Origin of the sequence: Xanthomonas nasturtii (assembly GCF_001660815.1) — a bacterium.
GTDB classification, from domain to species: domain Bacteria; phylum Pseudomonadota; class Gammaproteobacteria; order Xanthomonadales; family Xanthomonadaceae; genus Xanthomonas; species Xanthomonas nasturtii.
On record NZ_LYMI01000006.1, the window covers coordinates 1 to 17,588 of the forward strand.

The window sequence follows — 17,588 nt, forward strand, 5'->3', positions numbered from 1 at the left end:
CAAAGACCTCGATAAGAAGCTCATGCGCTACATCCGCCAGTACAACAAAAACCCAAAACCGCTGAAATGGACCTTCGCTGATCCAACTCGACGCATCACATCCGATTCCTCGGATTCAGTGCACTAGGTCAGGTCGCGGCTGTTGTGGTGATGCTGGTTCGATAGATCGATGCTTCAACACGCGGGCGCCTCGGGGTGCCCGACAACAGGACGTTTGCGGCCGGGCATGCATGCACGGCCGAGCTTGGAGGGAGTACCGATGACCATGTTGTCCATCACCCATCGTGCCGGTCTGGCCCTGCTTTTCGGGCTGTTGATCGGTGCCGTACCGCTGGCTGCTGCCGAGCTGGAAGAAGAGATCATCAACCCCAGCGAGGTCATCTTTCGCGATGGGCAGCCTTACTACGACGACGGTAGCGACTACGTGCGCCTGCGCACGCGTCGGGTGGATGGCGAACTGGTGTATTTCCGCACGGTGCGCTTTGATCAGGAGCAAGGCTATGTGGATGCACAGGGCCAGAGCATTGCCAGGTTGCAGGCGCGACCGAGCGAGCGTGACCGCAGCGTTGGGTTTGCGCGCGACCGCCATGAAGGTGGCCGCTACGCCGGCTATTCGGGCGATGGCGGCTACGTAGGTTTCGGTGGCCCGTTCCGTCTGGGCGCCTCCCGCAACCGCCCGTATGGCCAGATGTACTACGGCAATGGTCTTTACGGCCCGGATCCTTACAGCAGCCCACATAACCGCGACGCGCGCCAGCGTTATATCGGCCCGGGCTACACCGGCTCCTGCGATCTGAGCGGTTGCCGCGAGATCCATCATTTCGGGTTGTACGATCTGCGCTAGGCGCCACTGAAACGGGCGCGCTCATCGACTGGGTGCGTCCGTGCCGCTGCGCGCACACCATCGGCCTTCGTTGGATTGTCCCCTGACAGCATCGCAAGCATGCGGCATCATCGGCGCATGCCCACGTCCAGCTCATCCATGTTGCGATCCCTGCCACTGCTGGCGGCATTGCTGCTGCCGGCGTTGGCGGCCGCGCAGACCGCACCGGCACCTGCAACCGCAACTATAGCTATAGCTACAGCTACAGCAGAAGACCCGGCACCAGCGGTGACCCCAGGCACCGGCGATGCCTGGGTGGACCAGCATCTGGCCGATATGGGCAGCTATGCGCAGCGCTACCCGGCCAGCTTCATCGACGAGGTGGCGCGCTATACCGGCACGCCGCGTGCGTATGTGCAGGCGCTGCTGCAGGTGCATGGCTGGCATGCGGGGGACATCTATTTCGCGTGTTTCTGGGCGCAGACCGTGCAGCTGTCGTGCCGCGACAGCGTGCGCGCCTATAGCCGCGACCATCGCGATGGCTGGGAGGGTGTGGTCACGCGGCTGTCGGTGGCGCCGGACAACGTGCACATGCGCGCGCTGCGGCACGCCATCGTCGCCAGCTACGACCGCTGGGAGCGCCCGATTACCCTGGACGCGCTGCTGCGTCGTCAGCTTGGCGATCATGCGCAGCGCCTGGAAGCTGCGCGCCAGGCCAGCGAAGCGGCAGAAGCGGCGGCGCAGGCCGGGCTCTGACGCAGGCGTCGTGGAGTAGCGCTTGGCGCAGTCCAGCGGTGTGCGGCTGTCTGCGCGCCAACGCGTGGCCCGCGATGCTGCCGTGCAGCTGGCCGGCGCAGGGCGCGGTCGGCGAGAATGCGCCAACGCTGGCGTTCGGCCGGCTCTTGGCCAAGACCAGCCCATGCGCGATACCGCCTTTGTTTCTCCCGATCAGATCCGCAGCCTGTTTGCCCAGGCGATGTCGGACATGTATCGCGCCGAGGTGCCGTTGTATGGCGATCTGATGGCGCTGGTGGCGCAGGTCAACGCCGACACCCTGAACGCCGATCCTGCGCTGGCCGCGCGCCTGCAACGCAACGACGAACGCGCGCGGCTGGATCTGGAGCGGCATGGCGCCATCCGCGTCGGCACGGCCGCCGAGCTGGCCACCTTGCGCCGGCTGTTTGCGGTGATGGGCATGCAGCCGGTGGGCTATTACGACCTGTCGGTGGCCGGCGTGCCGGTGCACTCCACCGCGTTCCGCCCGATCGACGAAGCGTCGCTGTCGGCCAACCCGTTTCGCGTGTTCACCTCGCTGCTGCGGCTGGAGTTGATCGAAGACGCCACCCTGCGCGCACAGGCCGAGCAAATTTTGCAGCAGCGGCAGATCTTCACTGCTGGCGCGCTGGAGTTGATCGAGCAGCACGAACGTCATGGCGGGCTTGAGGCGGGCCAGGCACAGCAGTTCGTGGCCGAAGCGCTGGAGACCTTCCGCTGGCATGGCGATGCCACCGTGTCGCTGCCTACCTATCGTGCGCTGAGCGAGGCGCATAAGTTGATCGCCGATGTGGTGAGCTTCCATGGCCCGCACATCAACCACCTCACGCCACGCACGCTGGATATCGATGCGGCGCAAGCGCAGATGCAGCGCGCCGGCATCGATGCGAAAGCGGTGATCGAAGGGCCGCCGCGCCGGCGCGTGCCGATCCTGTTGCGGCAGACCAGTTTCAAGGCACTGGAAGAGCCGGTGCGTTTTGTCGGCGACAGCGGGCAGGCCGAGCACGGCACGCACACCGCGCGCTTCGGCGAGATCGAACAACGCGGGCTTGCCCTCACCCCGAAGGGCCGTGCGCTCTACGACGCGTTGCTGGCGCAGGCCCGCGACAGCGACGGTGCCGGCAGCACCGGTGCCGATTACGCCACGCGGCTGCAGACCGCATTCGTCGCGTTCCCGGATGACGAAGCGCTGCTGCGTCAGGAAGGCCTGGGCTATTTCCGTTATGCATTCACCGACGCCGGCCGCGCCGACCCGGCGCAGGTGGCCGCCATGCCGGCAGAAACCGCGATTGCGCTCGGGCTGGTCAGTGCCGACCCGATCATCTACGAAGACTTTTTGCCGGTGAGCGCGGCCGGCATCTTCCAATCCAACCTGGGTGGGGCCGAGCAGCGCGCCTATGCCGCGCATTCGAGCAAGCGCAGCTTCGAACAGGCCCTGGGCGCCCAGGTGCACGACGAGTTCGCGTTATACGCGCAGCTGGAGCGCGCCTCGCTGCAGGCCTTGTTGGCCTGAACCCGCGTACGTCGTCGCGTGGCGCGGCGGCGGCTGGTGTACTGCGTCGCTTCAGCGCGCCGATGACGCGGCCGGGCGCCGTGCCGCCGCGCGCTCTGCCCGGCGTGCACGCGCACGTGCGCGACGTGCCTTCCAGCGCTCGCTCAGGCACGAAAAGATCACATACAGCGCCGGGGTGCTGAGCAAGGTGAGGCTCTGCGAGAAGATCAGCCCGCCGATCATCGCGATGCCCAGCGGGCGACGCAGCTCAGAGCCTTCGCCCAGGCCCACTGCCAGCGGCACGGCGGCCAGGATCGCCACCATCGTGGTCATCATGATCGGGCGGAAGCGCACGATCGAGGCTTCGCGTGCGGCCGCGCGTGCATCCATGCCATGCACGCGCTGCGCCACCAGCGCGAAGTCGATCATCATGATGGCGTTCTTCTTGACGATGCCGATCAGCAGCACCAACGCAATCATCGAGATCACCGACAGTTCGGTGTTGGTGAGGAACAACGCCAGCAACGCACCCACGCCTGCCGCGGGCAACGTGGACAGGATGGTCACCGGATGGATCAGGCTCTCGTAGAGCATGCCCAGCACGATGTAGACGGTAAGCACGGCGGCCAGCAGCAACACGCCCATCGAATTGGGGCTGAGCTGCACATTGAAGCTGTCGTCGCCGCCGAGGCGGATGCCGTCGGGCATGCGCAGGCCGTCCACGGTGGACTTGATGATCAGATCCGCCTCGCCGGTGCTGACACCCGGTGCCAGGTTGTAGCTCAGATCCATCGTGGTGTACTGGTTTTCATGGATGATCTGCGGCGGTGCCAGGCCCGGCACCTGCGTGGCGACGGAAGTGATCGGCACCATCTGCCCGGCACGGTTGGGCAGTAAGATCTGATCCAGCGCCTTGGGGGTGGCGGTCTGCGAAGGCAGCGCATTGACCACCACGCTGTACTGGTTGAGATCCGAATAGATGGTGGAAATCGAGCGCTGGCCGAACGCGCCGTACAGCGCGCCATCGATCGCACCGACCGTAATCCCCATGCGCGCGGCCTTGGCGCGGTCGATTACGATGTTCTGGCGTAGGCCGGCAGTATCCACGTCGGTGCCGACATCGCGCAGGCGTGGGTTCTTCTTCAACGCCGCCTGCAGCTTGGGCAGCCATTCCTGCAGCTGTGCAAGATCGTTGCCCTGCAGCGACACCCGGTATTGCGCGCCCTGGCTGGTGCCGCCGCCGCCATCGCTGGGCAGGTCCTGGATGGCCCGCAGGCGCAAGTCCAGGTCCGGGTAGCGGTCGGCCTTGGCGCTCAGCCGTGCGACCACTTGTGCGGTGGTGTCGCGGCGGCCCTCGCTGCGTTTTTTCAGCTCGATATTGAACGACGCGCTGGAGCCCTGGCGGCCGGAACCCAGCCGCGCGCCGACGGTTTTCACCGCCGGGTCGGCCATCAGCATGTCGGCGATGCGGCGCTGGCGGCTGACCATGTCGGCGAACGACACCGTGGCGCTGGAATTGGCGCGGCCCCAGATCAGGCCAGTGTCCTGTGCGGGGAACGAGCCCTTCTTGACCGCGCCGCCGAGAAAAATGGTGGCGGCAATCAACAGCAAGGGCGTCAGCGACAGCAGCAGCGCGTGGCGCAACGAAAAGTCCAGCGCCACGGTGTAAACGGCGAGCATGCGCTCATGCATGCGGTCCAGCCAGGCACCGAAACGGCCGGGTTTTTCCGGCGCGGTATGCGCCGACAGGAAGCGGCTGCACAATGCCGGCGTCAAGGTCAGCGACACCAGCATCGACACCACGATCGCCGCCACCAGGGTCACGGTGAATTCGCGGAAGAACGCGCCGATCATGCCGCTGGCGAACAGCATCGGGATGAAGACCGCCACCAGTGAGGCGGTGATCGAGACGATGGTGAAACCGATCTCGCGCGCGCCTGTCAGTGCGGCCTCCAGGCGCGGCATGCCTTCGTCCAGATGGCGCATGACGTTTTCGATCACCACGATCGCATCGTCCACTACGAACCCGATCGCGATCACCAGCGCCAGCAGGCTGAGGTTGTTCAAGGTGAAGCCCAGCATGTACATCACCAGCGCCGAGCCGGCCAGCGACAGCGGCACGGTGACTGCGGCGATCAGCGTGGGCGCCAGCCGGCGCAGGAACAGCGCCATGGTCAGGATCACCATCACCAGGCTGATCATCAGCGTGGCCTGCACCTCGTGCAGCGAGGCGCGAATGGTGGGCGTGCGGTCGAAGTAAGGCGTGAGCGTGGTGCCGGGCTGCAGGTAGTTGCGCAACTCGGGAATCTGCGCCTTCACCTGGTCCACGGTTTCGACGACGTTGGCGCCGGCACGGGTGAAGGCGTACATCACCACCGCCGGCTTTCCGTCGAACCAGGCGGCTTGATAGGCGTCCTGCTGGCCGTCGTAGACGGTGGCCACATCGCCCAGCCGCACGATGCGCCCGTTGGATTGGGTGGAGATCGCCAGCTGCGCGAAATCGGCGGCCTTGGCCACCGAATCGTTGGCGATGATGGCCATGGTGGTGTTGCCGTCGGACAGGAACCCGGTTGGCGAGGTGACGTTGGCGGCGCGCACCGCGTTGCGTAGATCGTCCGGGGTCAGGCCCAATGCGTTGAGCGCGCGCAGATCCACGTCCACGCGGACCGCCGGTGTGGACGCGCCGGCAATATCCACCGAGCTGATGCCGGTGATCTGGCGCAAGCGCTGCGCGAGCAGCGAGTCGGCCACGTTGTAGAGCTCATCGGCCGATTGGGTGTCCGAAGTCAGCGCGATGGCGATGACCGGGTCGTCGTTCGGATTGGCCTTGGAATAGATCGGCGTGCCGAGCCCGGATGGCAGGTCCGACTGCGATGCGTTGATCGCGGTCTGGATGTCCTGCGCCGCCGAATCGATGTTGCGACTGCTCTGGAACACCAGCACCACCAGGCTGCTGCTTTCCGAACTGGACGAGCGCATGCGATCAATGCCCGGCAACTGACCCAGATGGCGTTCCAGCGGCGCGGTGACGGTGGAGGCCATGGTGCTGGCATCGGCGCCGGACTGCGTGGCATGCACGAAGATCACCGGAATCTGGATGTTCGGCAATGCCGCCACGCCCAGCCGCAGGTAGCACATCAATCCGATCACGAACAAACCGATCGCCAGCAACGAGGTGCCGATCGGGCGCTTGATGAAGGGCGCGGAGATGTTCATCGGGAAAATTCCGGCACCTGGGACCCGGGACCCGGGACCCGGGAAAGCAGGAGCAAATGCCAAGGCAATCGGAGCGCGAACCGCATGTCCAGGCTGATCGCTGTGCCGCAGGCGTTGCCTGCGCTCCTGGCGTCACCCCGGGTCCGGGGACCGGCGCACAGGTTCATACACGCCCCTCCACATGCCGATGCGCCGCAGCCGCACGTCGCGCGCGCCAGGCGCGTAGCCGCTCGCCGGCGCGTTCCATGTACAGATAGATCACCGGGGTGGTGTACAGCGTCACCAGCTGCGAGAGCAGCAGGCCACCGACAATCGCGATGCCCAGCGGGCGGCGCAGTTCCGAGCCGATGCCGGTGCCCAGCGCCAGCGGCAACGCGCCCAGCATTGCGGCGGCGGTGGTCATCATGATCGGGCGGAAACGCAGCAGGCAGGCGCGCCGGATCGCCTCGTGCGCGTTGGCGCCTTCGCGGCGGGCGTCGATGGCGAAGTCGATCATCATGATCGCGTTCTTCTTGACGATGCCGATCAGCAGCACGATGCCGACGATGCCGTCCACCGACAGGCTCAGCCCGCACATCATCAACGCCAGCAACGCACCGACACCGGCCGGCGGCAGCGTGGAAATGATGGTCAGCGGGTGGATGTAGCTTTCGTACAGTACGCCCAGCACGATGTAGATCACCACGATCGAGGCCAGCAGCAGCCACACGATATCGGTCTGGCTGCCGGTGAATTCGGCGGCCTTGCCGACGAACTGCGCATGCACCTGGGTCGGGATCTTCATGTCTTCGCGCGCTTTTTCGATCGCCGCCACCGCCTGCGACAACGAGTGCCCCGGCGCCAGGTTGAACGAGATGGTCACCGCCGGCAGCTGCTGCTGGTGGCTTACCACCAACGGTGTGTTGGTGACCTTGGCTTGCGCCAGCGCGGCCAACGGAATGATGTTGCCGGCGCCGACCACGATGCCGGTGTTCTGCGCGCCCACGCCGGTGGCAGTGGACGAGTTGGACGAGGTCACCTGGCCGAAGCTGGTGGCGTTGGTGCCGGTGAGCGCGCCGCTGCCGTTGCTGGCCACTGCCAGCTGATTCATCAACGCGGTGCTGCTGCGGAATTCCGGCGCCACTTCCAGCACCACCCGGTACTGATTGAGCTCGGTGAAGATGGTGGAGATCTGGCGTTGGCCGAAGGCGTCGTACAGCGTGTCGTCGATGGTCTGCATCGGCACGCCGAGCATGCTGGCCTTGTCGCGGTCGATGCTCAGCTCCAGCGCACGTCCCTGGTTGGCCAGGTTGTTGTCCACATCGGCCAGCTCGGGCAGCTTGCGCATCGCCTCGGTCATGCGCCCGGCCCAGGTGGCCAGCTCGGTGCTGTCCACATCCGACATCGAATACTGGTACTCGGTGGCGGCCACGCGGGTGTCCAGGGTGACGTCCTGTACCGGCTTGAGGAACAGCGCCACGCCGGGAATGCCGGCCACCGCCTTTTGCAGGCGCGGCAGCACCTCATCCAGCCCATCGCGGTCGCCGCGCGTCTTCAGCACGATCGACAGCTGGCCCTGGTTGATGGTGGGGTTCATGGTGCCGGCACCGATGAAGGCGGCCACGCCGGTCACTGCGGGGTCTTTTTGCAGGGCCGCAGCCACCGCCTGGGTGCGCTGCTCCATCTGCGAAAACGCCACGTTCTGGTCGGCCTGCACCACGCCGGTGATCAGGCCGGTGTCCTGTTCGGGCAACAGGCCCTTGGGGATGGCCATGTACAGCACCACCGTCAATGCCACCGCGCCGATCGCCACCGCCAGGGTCAGCGGCTGATGCGCCAGCACCCAGTCCAGGCTGCGCTCGTAGGTGCCCACGGTGCGCGTCCACAGATTGGTCTTGCCGGCGGCAGTTGCGCGTTCGTGCGCGTCTTCGCTTTCGGGCAGCGCATCGGGCTTGAGCAGGTAGGCGCACATCATCGGTGTCAGCGTCAGCGACACCAGCATCGAGATCACCACCGCAATCGACAGCACCCACGCAAACTCATGGAATAGCCGCCCGGTCACGCCCGGCATCAGCAGCAGCGGCAGGAACACCGCCACCAGCGACACGGTCAGCGACAACACGGTGAAGCCGATCTGCTTGGCGCCGATCTCCGCCGCTTCCGGCCCGCTCTTGCCCTGTTCGATGTAGCGCACGATGTTTTCGATCATCACGATCGCATCGTCGACCACGAAACCTGTGGCTACCACCAGCGCCATCAGCGACAGGTTGTCCAGCGACATGCCGGCAAACGCCATCACCCCGAAGGTGCCGGCCAGCGACAGCGGCACCGCCACCGAGGGAATGATGGTGGCCCACAACCGGCGCAGGAACACGAAGATCACCGCCACCACCAGGAAGATGGTCAGCACCAGGGTGAACTTCACTTCATGCACTGAGGCGCGGATGGTTTCGGTGCGGTCGGCGAACACTTCCAGATGCACATCGGCCGGCAAGACCGACTGCAGTTGCGGCAGGATGCTGCGGATCTGCTCCACCGTCTGCACGATGTTGGCGCCGGGCTGGCGGCGGATTTCCAGCAGCACTGCCGGCTTGCCATCGGCCCAGGCGGCGAGCTGGTCGTTTTCCACTCCGTCGACCACGTTGGCCACATCGGCCAGCCGCACCGGGCGGCCGTTGGCGAAGCTGATGATGGTCTCGCGGTACTGCGCCGCGTCGGTGAGCTGGTCGTTGGTGCCGATGCTGTAGGACTGCGTCTTGCCATTGAGCGAACCCTTGGGCGCGCTGACATTGGTCTGGGTCAGCGCGCTGCGCAGCGACTCCATGGTCAGGCCCATGTTCGACAGCTGCGCCGGGTTGACCTGGATGCGCACCGCCGGGCGCACATTGCCGGCGATCGACACCAGCCCCACGCCCGGCACCTGCGACAGGCGCTGGGCCAGGATCGCATCGGCGTAGCGGTTGACCTCGCGCAGCGGCAGCGAGTCGGAGGTGAGCTTGAGGGTCAGGATCGCCGCGTCGGCCGGATTGACCCGGTTGTAGACCGGCTGGTACGGCAGCGACGAGGGCAGGGTGGCCTGACGGATCGCCGCCTGCACATCCTGCGCGGCGATGTCGATGTCGCGGTCCATCGAGAACTGCAGAATGATCGTGGACAGGCCTGCCGACGAATCGGAGGTCATCATCTGCAGCCCGGAGATCTGCCCGAGCCGGCGCTCCAGCGGTGTGGTCACCAGCGAGGCCATGGTGGTCGCATTGGCGCCGGGGTACTGGGTGGAGACGACCAGGCTGGGGGCGTCGATTTCCGGCAGTGCGGAGACCGGCAGTTGACGGTAGCCCAGGATGCCCAGCAGCAGGACGCCCGCCATCAACAACGAGGTGGCGATCGGGCGGCGGATGAAAATGGTCGAAAAGCCCACGGGGGGAATCCTTGCTGAAGACGTCAAGCGAAGCCGGCGCATGCAGCGCCGGCGCACATCGGCGACGGAAACGCCGTCGCCGATGGTCGAGAGTTAGCGCGGGCCGCTGCCGCTTCGGCCACCGCTACGTTCCTGCTTGTTCTGCGCGGCCTTGAGTTCGGCCTCGGTCGGCTCGGGCGGGGTTTGCCCCGGCTGCAGCGGGCTCACCTTGCTGCCCGGCTTCAGGCGGAACTGGCCTTCGGTCACCACACGCTCGCCGGGCTTGAGCCCCTTGGTGATCTGCACATGGCTGTCGTCCACTTCCACACCCTGCACCACGGTACGCATCTGCGCAGTGTTGTCGTTGCCCACCACGTAGACGTAGTCGCCGTCGGGGCCACGCTGCACCGCCTGGGTCGGCACCACGGTGCCGCCGGAGATGGTGCGCAGCTGCAGGCGCACGTTGACGAACTGGCCCGGCCACAGCGCGTTGTCGGTGTTGTCGAAGATCGCGCGTGCGCCAAAGGTGCCGCTGTCGGCAGCGATGCGGTTGTCGATCACCTCCAGCTTGCCGTCGCCGCTGATCACATGCGCATCGCCGCGGTCCAGCGCCGCCACGCCCAGCGGCGCAGCGGCCTGGCCGCTGCGCACCGCCTGCAGCTCGCGCTCGGGCAGGTTGAAGGACACGTAGATCGGGCGGATCTGGGTCAGGGTGACGATGGTGGAGGTGCTGCTGACGATATTGCCCACGTCCACGCCACGGATGCCGGCAATGCCATCGATCGGCGCGGTCACGCGGGTGAACTGCAATTGCACCTGCGCCGAGCGCATCTGCGCATCGTTGGCCGAGACAGCGGCCTCGTACTGCGCCACCTGGTTACGCTGGGTATCCAGGTCTGTACGCGAGACGTACTGCTTGTAGGCCGGGTCGTTGGAGCGCTGGTAGTTCACCCGCGCCGTCGCCAGCAGCGCCTGGTTCTGGCGCTTGGCCGCCAGCGCCTGGTCGTAGCTGGCCTGCAGCGTGCGCGGGTCGATCTGCGCCAGCACCTGGCCCTTCTTCACTTCCTGGCCTTCCTTGAAGTTCAGGCTCATCAGCTGGCCACCGACCTGGGGGCTGACCGTGACCGTATTGAGCGCGGTGACTGTGCCCAGCGCGCTGGCGTAGACCGGCACGTCCTGGGTGGTGGCAGCCACCACCGTCACCGGCACCGGGCCGCTGTTTTCGGTGCCATTGCCATCCGGTGCGCCTGCGCGCTTGCCCTGATTGCCCCCACCCATCATCCGCATTGCGACGAACACCACGACGAGCACCGCTACAACCAGCAGTGTGATCTTCCAAAAACGCGACATGCGACAACTCCTGAGGACGGGCCGGGCGCGTGGGTGCGACCGTGGGGCGGCTATGCGCAGCATATCGTTGCGTTCCACCAATTGAGCGTTACTGAAGTAACGGCTTGGCTGGCGAAACGACCGCAACGGTCATGGATGCACTGCAGCGGCAACGCGCCAGCGCCGCTGCGGTTGACCGCCGGGCTGAATCGGGCCCCACTGCAGCCCATCCGGCGCGCACCTGCACTACATTAAGCAACCACCTTGAGAGGATTGCCGATGCGCCACTCCCGCCTGCTGACCAGCGCGCTACTGCTGGCCCTGCCCACGCTTGCCGTCGCGCAGGCTGCGCAACGGCCCGAAGTTCAGGCCGCCGCCGCCCCGCTGCAGGCCAAGGTGGTGCAATGGCGCCGCGACTTCCACCAGCACCCGGAGCTGTCCAACCGCGAGGAGCGCACCGCCGCCACCGTGGCCGCGCAGCTGCGCAAGCTGGGCCTCAAGCCGCGCACCGGCATCGCCCATCACGGCGTGGTGGCCATCATCAAAGGCGGCAAGCCCGGCCCGAAGATCGCCCTGCGCGCGGACATGGACGCATTGCCGGTGAAAGAGCAGACCGGGCTGGCATTCGCCTCCAAGGCCACCGCCGAGTACCGCGGCGAGCAGGTCGGGGTGATGCACGCCTGCGGCCACGACGCCCACACCGCCATCCTGCTCGGCGTGGCCGAGGCGTTGGTGGGCATGCGCGAGCAGCTGCCCGGCGAAGTGATGCTGATCTTCCAGCCCTCCGAAGAAGGTGCGCCCGGCAACGAAGAGGGCGGCGCCTCGCTGATGCTCAAGGAAGGCCTGTTCGCCGACTTCAAGCCGCAGGCGGTGTTCGGCCTGCATGTGTTCTCCAGCGTGCAGGCGGGCAGGATCGCGGTGCGCAGCGGCCCGCTGATGGCAGCCTCGGACCGCTTTGCGATCAAGATGATCGGCCGCCAGACCCACGGTTCGGCGCCGTGGAACGGCATCGACCCGATCGTGGCCAGCGCCGACATGATTGGCGCCGCGCAGACGGTAATCAGCCGCCGCGCCAACCTGTCCAAGCAGCCGGCGGTGCTGAGTTTCGGCGCGATCAAGGGCGGCATCCGCTACAACATCATCCCCGACGATGTGGAAATGGTCGGCACCATCCGCACCTTCGACGAAGGCATGCGCCAGCAGATCTTTGCCGATCTCAAGAACGTGGCCGAACACACCGCCGCTGCCCACGGCGCCAAGGTCCAGGCGCAGGTGCCGGACCAGCCCGGCAACCCGGCCACCGTCAACGACCCCGCATTGACCGCCAGGATGCTGCCCAGCCTGCAGGCCGTGGTGGGCGCCGACAACGTCTACGAGCCGCCGTTGCAGATGGGCGCCGAAGATTTCTCGTTCTACGCCCAGCAGGTGCCGTCGATGTTCTTCTTCGTCGGCTCCACCGCCAAGGGCATCGACCCGGCCACCGCACCCAGCAACCATTCGCCGCAGTTCCTGCTCGACGAATCGTCGCTGGATGTGGGCCTGCGTGCGTTGTTGCAGGTGTCGCTGGATTATCTGCAGCAGGGGTGAATCGGGAATCGGGAATGGGGAATCGGGTGCAGTTGCGCAATTCCTTGTTGCGTCATTGATAATCGGGGGCGACGGGCTGGTTGAAACGGTCAGCTGCTCCTTTCGTCGGCGCGGTGTTCCAGCGGCTGCCATACACATCACGGCCAGCCCGTGCGGCCTAAGATAGCGGCATGAATACCCCAGAAGATTCCACCCTTGGTCGCGAGATTGCCTACCCGAGCGGCTACGACCCGTCCTTGCTGTTTCCGATTCCGCGTGCGGCCGGGCGCGAGGCGATCGGGCTGACCGGCGCCTTGCCGTTTATCGGCCGCGATCGCTGGCACGCCTACGAGTTGAGCTGGCTCGATGCGCAGGGCAAGCCGTGCGTGGCCACGGCAACCGTGCACGTGCCCTGCGAGTCGCCGTCGTTGATCGAATCCAAGTCGCTCAAGCTGTATCTCAACTCGCTCAATGCCACCCGCTTCAACAGTGCCGAAGCGGTACGTACGCGCATCGCCACCGACCTGTCCACGCGCGCTGGTGCGGATGTGTCAGTGGAGTTCGGTCTGCCGCCAGTCGATGCGGTGGGCGAAGGCGAATCGATCGACACCCTGGATGTCAGCATCGATGACTACGGCCCGCCGAACGCCGCCTATCTTTCCGCGCACGCGCAGCCCGTGGTGGAAGAGGTGCTGACCTCGGCCTTGCTCAAATCCAATTGTCCGGTCACCGGCCAGCCGGATTGGGCCAGTGTCACGCTGCGCTATCGCGGCGCGCCGATCGATCGCGAAGGGCTGCTGCGCTATCTGGTGAGCTTCCGCGACCACGCCGAGTTTCATGAGCAATGCGTGGAGCGCGTGTTCAATGACGTGCTGATCCGCTGCGCGCCGGAATGGTTGGTGGTGGAAGCGCGCTACACGCGCCGTGGCGGCCTGGACATCAATCCGCTGCGCAGCTCGCCGAATATCCCGACGCCGCTGTCGATCTTCCGCGACCTGCGCCAGTAAGTCGCGCCCGCACAGGATCGCGCCGGCTTCACGGTGGCGCGATCCACGCTTAACAGCGCTCCGCGCACCCTGCTGGCACCGCGATGCACAGGGATTGCAGCAATGAGTGTCGATAAGAAAGCAGATTTTTCCAACGTCAGCTCCTCGGTCGACAGCACCGCCGAAGTGACGCCTGCATCTGATTTTTCCAATGTGCGCACCAGCGTCGAGAGCACTGCGCAGCTCGTTGAAGAATCGATCACCGTACAAGCCGGCGACAGCCTGTCCAGTATTGCCAAGCGGCATCTGGGCGACGGCAACCTGTGGCCGCGTATTTTCGAAGCCAACCGCGAAACGTTGAAGGATCCGGACAAGATTTTTCCGGGTCAGGTATTGCGGTTGCCTGCAAAGTCGTAAACCACATTGGTCTTCAAGACGAACTTTTACAGGGTTCGAATTCAGACATTCATCCAGACACCGCAGAACGCTGGTGTTTCTGTCACCGGAGAAAAGATTCATGCGTACTAAATCCGTTTCAAGCAGCTTGGTACTCGCACTGGCTGGCGTGCTGGCATTGTCTGGCTGCAGCAAAAAGGCCGATGACGACAGCGTCTCCAAGGACCCGACATCAGGCGCCGCCACCGAGGCAATGCCGGGCCCGGCCGCCATGCCGCCTGCCAGCGATCAGGCAGGGCAGCACAGTGCGACTGGCGCAGCCAGCACCGACACCGGTGCTGCAACGGGGACTGCCGTGACGGTGTCCAGCGTCGCGGTCGGCACCAAGGCCGCGGCCGACAAGACGGTGGCCCCGTCTGCCACTATCGGCACCAAGGACACCATCATCGTCTCGGTCAAGACCGATGGCAGCGCCAGTAACGTGGCCGTCTCAGCCAAGCTGACGTATCAGGATGGTCAGGTGGCCGGCGAACAGAACGCCACCTTGAACACCACCGGTGCCGAAACTACCAACCTCAGCTTCAGCAAGCCCGATGGCTGGCCGGCCGGCACCTACACCGCGCAGGTGATGGTGGATGGCAAGCCTGCAGGCAACCCGCAGACCATCACGGTCAAGTAAGTCGGCACAGTGCCGTGGTGAATCGCGGGTTTCGCCGCGCAGCATCACGGCAGCACGTAGCTGGTGGCGCATCGTAATGCCGAGCCACTCAATCAGGGCGCGACCACCAGGTCGCGCCCTTTTCGTTACGTGGTGTATTCGTTACAGCTGCATCCATGTGGATTGGCCGTGCGACGGGATGAAGCATCCGCCCGCGGTCGCTTTACCCGGGCGCGGCTCAGACGCGACAATGGCGTGCTGATTCATCGCCGCGTCCAACACGCTGGCTGACCGGTGTGCCATCAACGCCCCCCGTCGCGCATGCCAACGCCATCGTCCGTGGAAGCCGGCGCTCCTCCCGACCACAAGAGCCATCGCACCTCATGTCGAAGACACCGAAGATCCTGTACACGCTCACCGACGAAGCACCCTACCTGGCCACGCAGTCGCTGCTGCCGATCATCGATGCCTATACCGATACCGCCGGCATCGTGGTCGAAACGCGTGACATCTCGCTGGCCGGACGCATCCTGTCGCTGTTTCCCGAGCATCTGAGCGAGACGCAGAAAATCGCCGACGACCTGGGCGAGCTCGGTGCGCTGGCCACCACCCCGGAAGCCAACATCATCAAGCTGCCCAACATCAGCGCCTCGGTGCCGCAGCTCAAGGCGGCAATCAAGGAACTGCAGGGCCAGGGCTACGCGCTGCCGGCGTATCCGGACGAGCCCAAGGATGCAACCGAAAAAGACGTCAAGGCGCGTTACGACAAGGTCAAGGGAAGTGCGGTAAACCCGGTGCTGCGCGAAGGCAATTCGGATCGCCGCGCACCGCTGTCGGTGAAGAACTATGCACGCAAGCATCCGCATCGCATGGGCAAGTGGAGCAGCGATTCCAAGTCGCACGTTTCGCACATGGATTCCGGCGATTTCTTCGGTAGCGAGCAGTCCACCACGTTGGCCGAGGCCGGCAGCCTGAAGATCGAATTCGTCGCTGCCGATGGCAGCAGCACCGTGCTGAAAGACAAGGTGGCGGTCAAGGCCGGCGAAATCGTCGATGCCGCAGTGCTGAGCAAGCGCGCCCTGGCCAGCTTCATCGACGCGCAGATTGCCGATGCCAAGGCCAGGAACGTGCTGTTCTCGGTGCATCTGAAAGCCACCATGATGAAGGTCTCCGACCCGGTGCTGTTCGGCGTGGTGGTCGGCGAGTTCTACAAGGACACGCTGAGCAAGCATGCCGATGCGCTCAAGTCGGTCGGCTTCGATCCCAACAACGGCATCGGCGATCTGTACGCACGCATCGGCACGCTGCCGCAAGACCAGCAGGCGCAGATCAAAGCCGATATCCAGGCCGAATATGCGCAGCGCCCAGGCCTGGCGATGGTCAATTCGGACAAGGGCATCACCAATCTGCATGTGCCCAGCGACGTGATCGTCGACGCATCGATGCCGGCGATGATTCGTGATTCCGGCCAGATGTGGAATGCCGACGGCAAGCTGCAGGACACCAAGGCTGTGATTCCGGACCGTTGCTACGCCGACGTGTATCAGGCGGTAATCGACGATTGCAAGGCACATGGCGCGTTCGATCCGTCCACGATGGGTTCGGTGCCCAACGTGGGGTTGATGGCGCAGAAAGCCGAAGAATACGGTTCGCACGACAAGACCTTCCAGATCGCCGCTGCCGGCACGGTCAAGGTCACCGATGGCAACGGCAAGACGGTGTTCGAACACGCCGTGGAAGCCGGCGATCTGTGGCGCATGTGCCAGGTCAAGGATGCGCCGATCCAGGACTGGGTGAAGCTGGCCGTGGAGCGCGCCCGCCTGAGCGATACGCCGGCCGTGTTCTGGCTGGACACCGCGCGCGCGCACGACGCGCAGGTGATTGCCAAGGTCGAGCACTATCTGAAGGACCACGACACCAAGGGCCTGGATATCCGCATCCTGCCGCCGGTGGAAGCGACCACCTTCTCGCTGGAGCGCATCCGCAAGGGCCAGGACACCATCTCGGTCACCGGCAACGTGCTGCGCGACTACCTCACCGACCTGTTCCCGATCATGGAACTGGGCACCAGCGCCAAGATGCTGTCCATCGTGCCGCTGATGGCCGGCGGTGGCCTGTTCGAAACCGGCGCCGGCGGCTCGGCCCCCAAGCACGTGCAGCAGTTCGTCGAAGAGAACTGCCTGCGCTGGGATTCGCTGGGCGAGTTCCTGGCGCTGGCGGCCTCGCTGGAGCATCTGGGCAACCGCTACAACAACCCGGCGGCCACCGTGCTGGCCAAGGCGCTGGACGTGGCCAACGGCCAGTTCCTGGACAACAACAAGTCGCCGGCCCGCAAGGTGGGCGAACTCGACAACCGTGGCAGCCACTTCTACCTGGCGATGTACTGGGCGCAGGCCCTGGCCGCGCAGACTGAAGACACTGCCTTGCAGGGCAAGTTCGCCCCGTTGGCCAAGGCCTTGACCGAGAACGAAGCCACCATCGTGGCCGAGCTCAATGGCGCGCAGGGCAAGCCGGTGGACATCGGCGGTTATTACCACCCGGACCTTGCCAAGGTCAGCGAAGCGATGCGCCCGAGCAAGACCTTCAACGACGTACTGGCGACGCTGAAGGCCTGAGTTCCCGCACCGCCTGTCGGTGCATCGGCACGATGTCAGCAAGGCCCGTCTCGCAAGAGGCGGGCCTTGTCGTTTAGCGGAACGGCGACAGGCCGTCATTGCCCGGAGCAGGCGTCGGATCAGCCGCGCCATGCGTCGTTCGCGCCGGGCTTGCTGCGTCGTCCTGGCCGCCGTTTGCGCCTCCTGCACCGGTGTTGCCGCAGATTTCACCGCTTCCGCCGATGCCATCAACTCCACGGATTCCGCGGCCATGTCCGGTTCCGCCAGGCGCTGGGCGAGTGCCACATCGGCGATGTGGCCGTGCTGAAACAACAACCCGGTAAAGATGCGCATGACCCTGCCTCCACTTGAGTAGAA

General features: G+C 65.3%; 11 protein-coding genes and 1 pseudogene. 8 read left to right on the plus strand and 4 right to left on the minus strand.

The genetic code is table 11. The features are described from left to right. The first annotated feature begins 259 nt into the window (after nt 1-259). From A7D16_RS02805 to hglS, 3 genes are all read left to right on the plus strand, one after another. Entirely contained in the window at nt 260-844 is a 585-nt protein-coding gene (locus tag A7D16_RS02805) for a hypothetical protein (RefSeq protein ID WP_064629616.1), read from the plus strand. A 138-nt stretch (nt 845-982) separates the two neighbouring features. Next, nucleotides 983-1,579 carry a hypothetical protein gene (locus tag A7D16_RS02810; RefSeq protein ID WP_239686938.1) on the plus strand — a complete coding sequence of 199 codons (597 nt, stop codon included), beginning with the start codon at nt 983-985 and terminating at the stop codon, nt 1,577-1,579. Between the two features lie 163 nt (nt 1,580-1,742). Then, nucleotides 1,743-3,110 carry a 2-oxoadipate dioxygenase/decarboxylase HglS gene (gene hglS / locus A7D16_RS02815; RefSeq protein WP_064629824.1) on the plus strand — a complete coding sequence of 456 codons (1,368 nt, stop codon included), beginning with the start codon at nt 1,743-1,745 and terminating at the stop codon, nt 3,108-3,110. 51 nt (nt 3,111-3,161) lie between these two features. On the opposite strand, the gene A7D16_RS02820 is transcribed toward hglS, so the two are convergent. From A7D16_RS02820 to A7D16_RS02830, 3 genes are all read right to left on the minus strand, one after another. Further along, on the minus strand, nt 3,162-6,305 hold the full coding sequence (locus A7D16_RS02820) for an efflux RND transporter permease subunit (protein WP_064629619.1): 3,144 nt from the start codon (nt 6,303-6,305) through the stop codon (nt 3,162-3,164). A 163-nt stretch (nt 6,306-6,468) separates the two neighbouring features. Then, nucleotides 6,469-9,702 (minus strand): efflux RND transporter permease subunit, encoded by a 3,234-nt coding sequence (locus A7D16_RS02825; protein WP_064629621.1) that lies wholly within the window; start codon nt 9,700-9,702, stop codon nt 6,469-6,471. A gap of 93 nt (nt 9,703-9,795) precedes the next feature. Further along, entirely contained in the window at nt 9,796-11,031 is a 1,236-nt protein-coding gene (locus A7D16_RS02830) for an efflux RND transporter periplasmic adaptor subunit (protein ID WP_064629623.1), read from the minus strand. 258 nt (nt 11,032-11,289) lie between these two features. Between A7D16_RS02830 and A7D16_RS02835 the strand changes: the two genes are divergently transcribed. From A7D16_RS02835 to A7D16_RS02855, 5 genes are all read left to right on the plus strand, one after another. Continuing rightward, nucleotides 11,290-12,597 (plus strand): M20 family metallopeptidase, encoded by a 1,308-nt coding sequence (locus A7D16_RS02835; RefSeq protein WP_064629625.1) that lies wholly within the window; start codon nt 11,290-11,292, stop codon nt 12,595-12,597. Between the two features lie 170 nt (nt 12,598-12,767). Next, the gene (gene queF, locus A7D16_RS02840) at nt 12,768-13,583 is read left to right on the plus strand and encodes an NADPH-dependent 7-cyano-7-deazaguanine reductase QueF (protein WP_064629627.1); all 816 of its coding nucleotides are present in this window, start codon (nt 12,768-12,770) and stop codon (nt 13,581-13,583) included. 102 nt (nt 13,584-13,685) lie between these two features. Next, nucleotides 13,686-13,979, plus strand: coding sequence for a LysM peptidoglycan-binding domain-containing protein (locus A7D16_RS02845; protein WP_064629629.1), 294 nt, complete (start codon nt 13,686-13,688; stop codon nt 13,977-13,979). A 100-nt stretch (nt 13,980-14,079) separates the two neighbouring features. Further along, nucleotides 14,080-14,637 (plus strand): hypothetical protein, encoded by a 558-nt coding sequence (locus A7D16_RS02850; RefSeq protein ID WP_064629631.1) that lies wholly within the window; start codon nt 14,080-14,082, stop codon nt 14,635-14,637. Nucleotides 14,638-14,999: 362 nt separating this feature from the next. Continuing rightward, nucleotides 15,000-17,231 carry an NADP-dependent isocitrate dehydrogenase gene (locus A7D16_RS02855; protein ID WP_064629633.1) on the plus strand — a complete coding sequence of 744 codons (2,232 nt, stop codon included), beginning with the start codon at nt 15,000-15,002 and terminating at the stop codon, nt 17,229-17,231. Between the two features lie 73 nt (nt 17,232-17,304). Here A7D16_RS02855 and A7D16_RS23970 read toward each other — a convergent pair. Further along, a pseudogene (locus tag A7D16_RS23970) lies at nt 17,305-17,564 on the minus strand (hypothetical protein). Nucleotides 17,565-17,588: the final 24 nt, after the last annotated feature.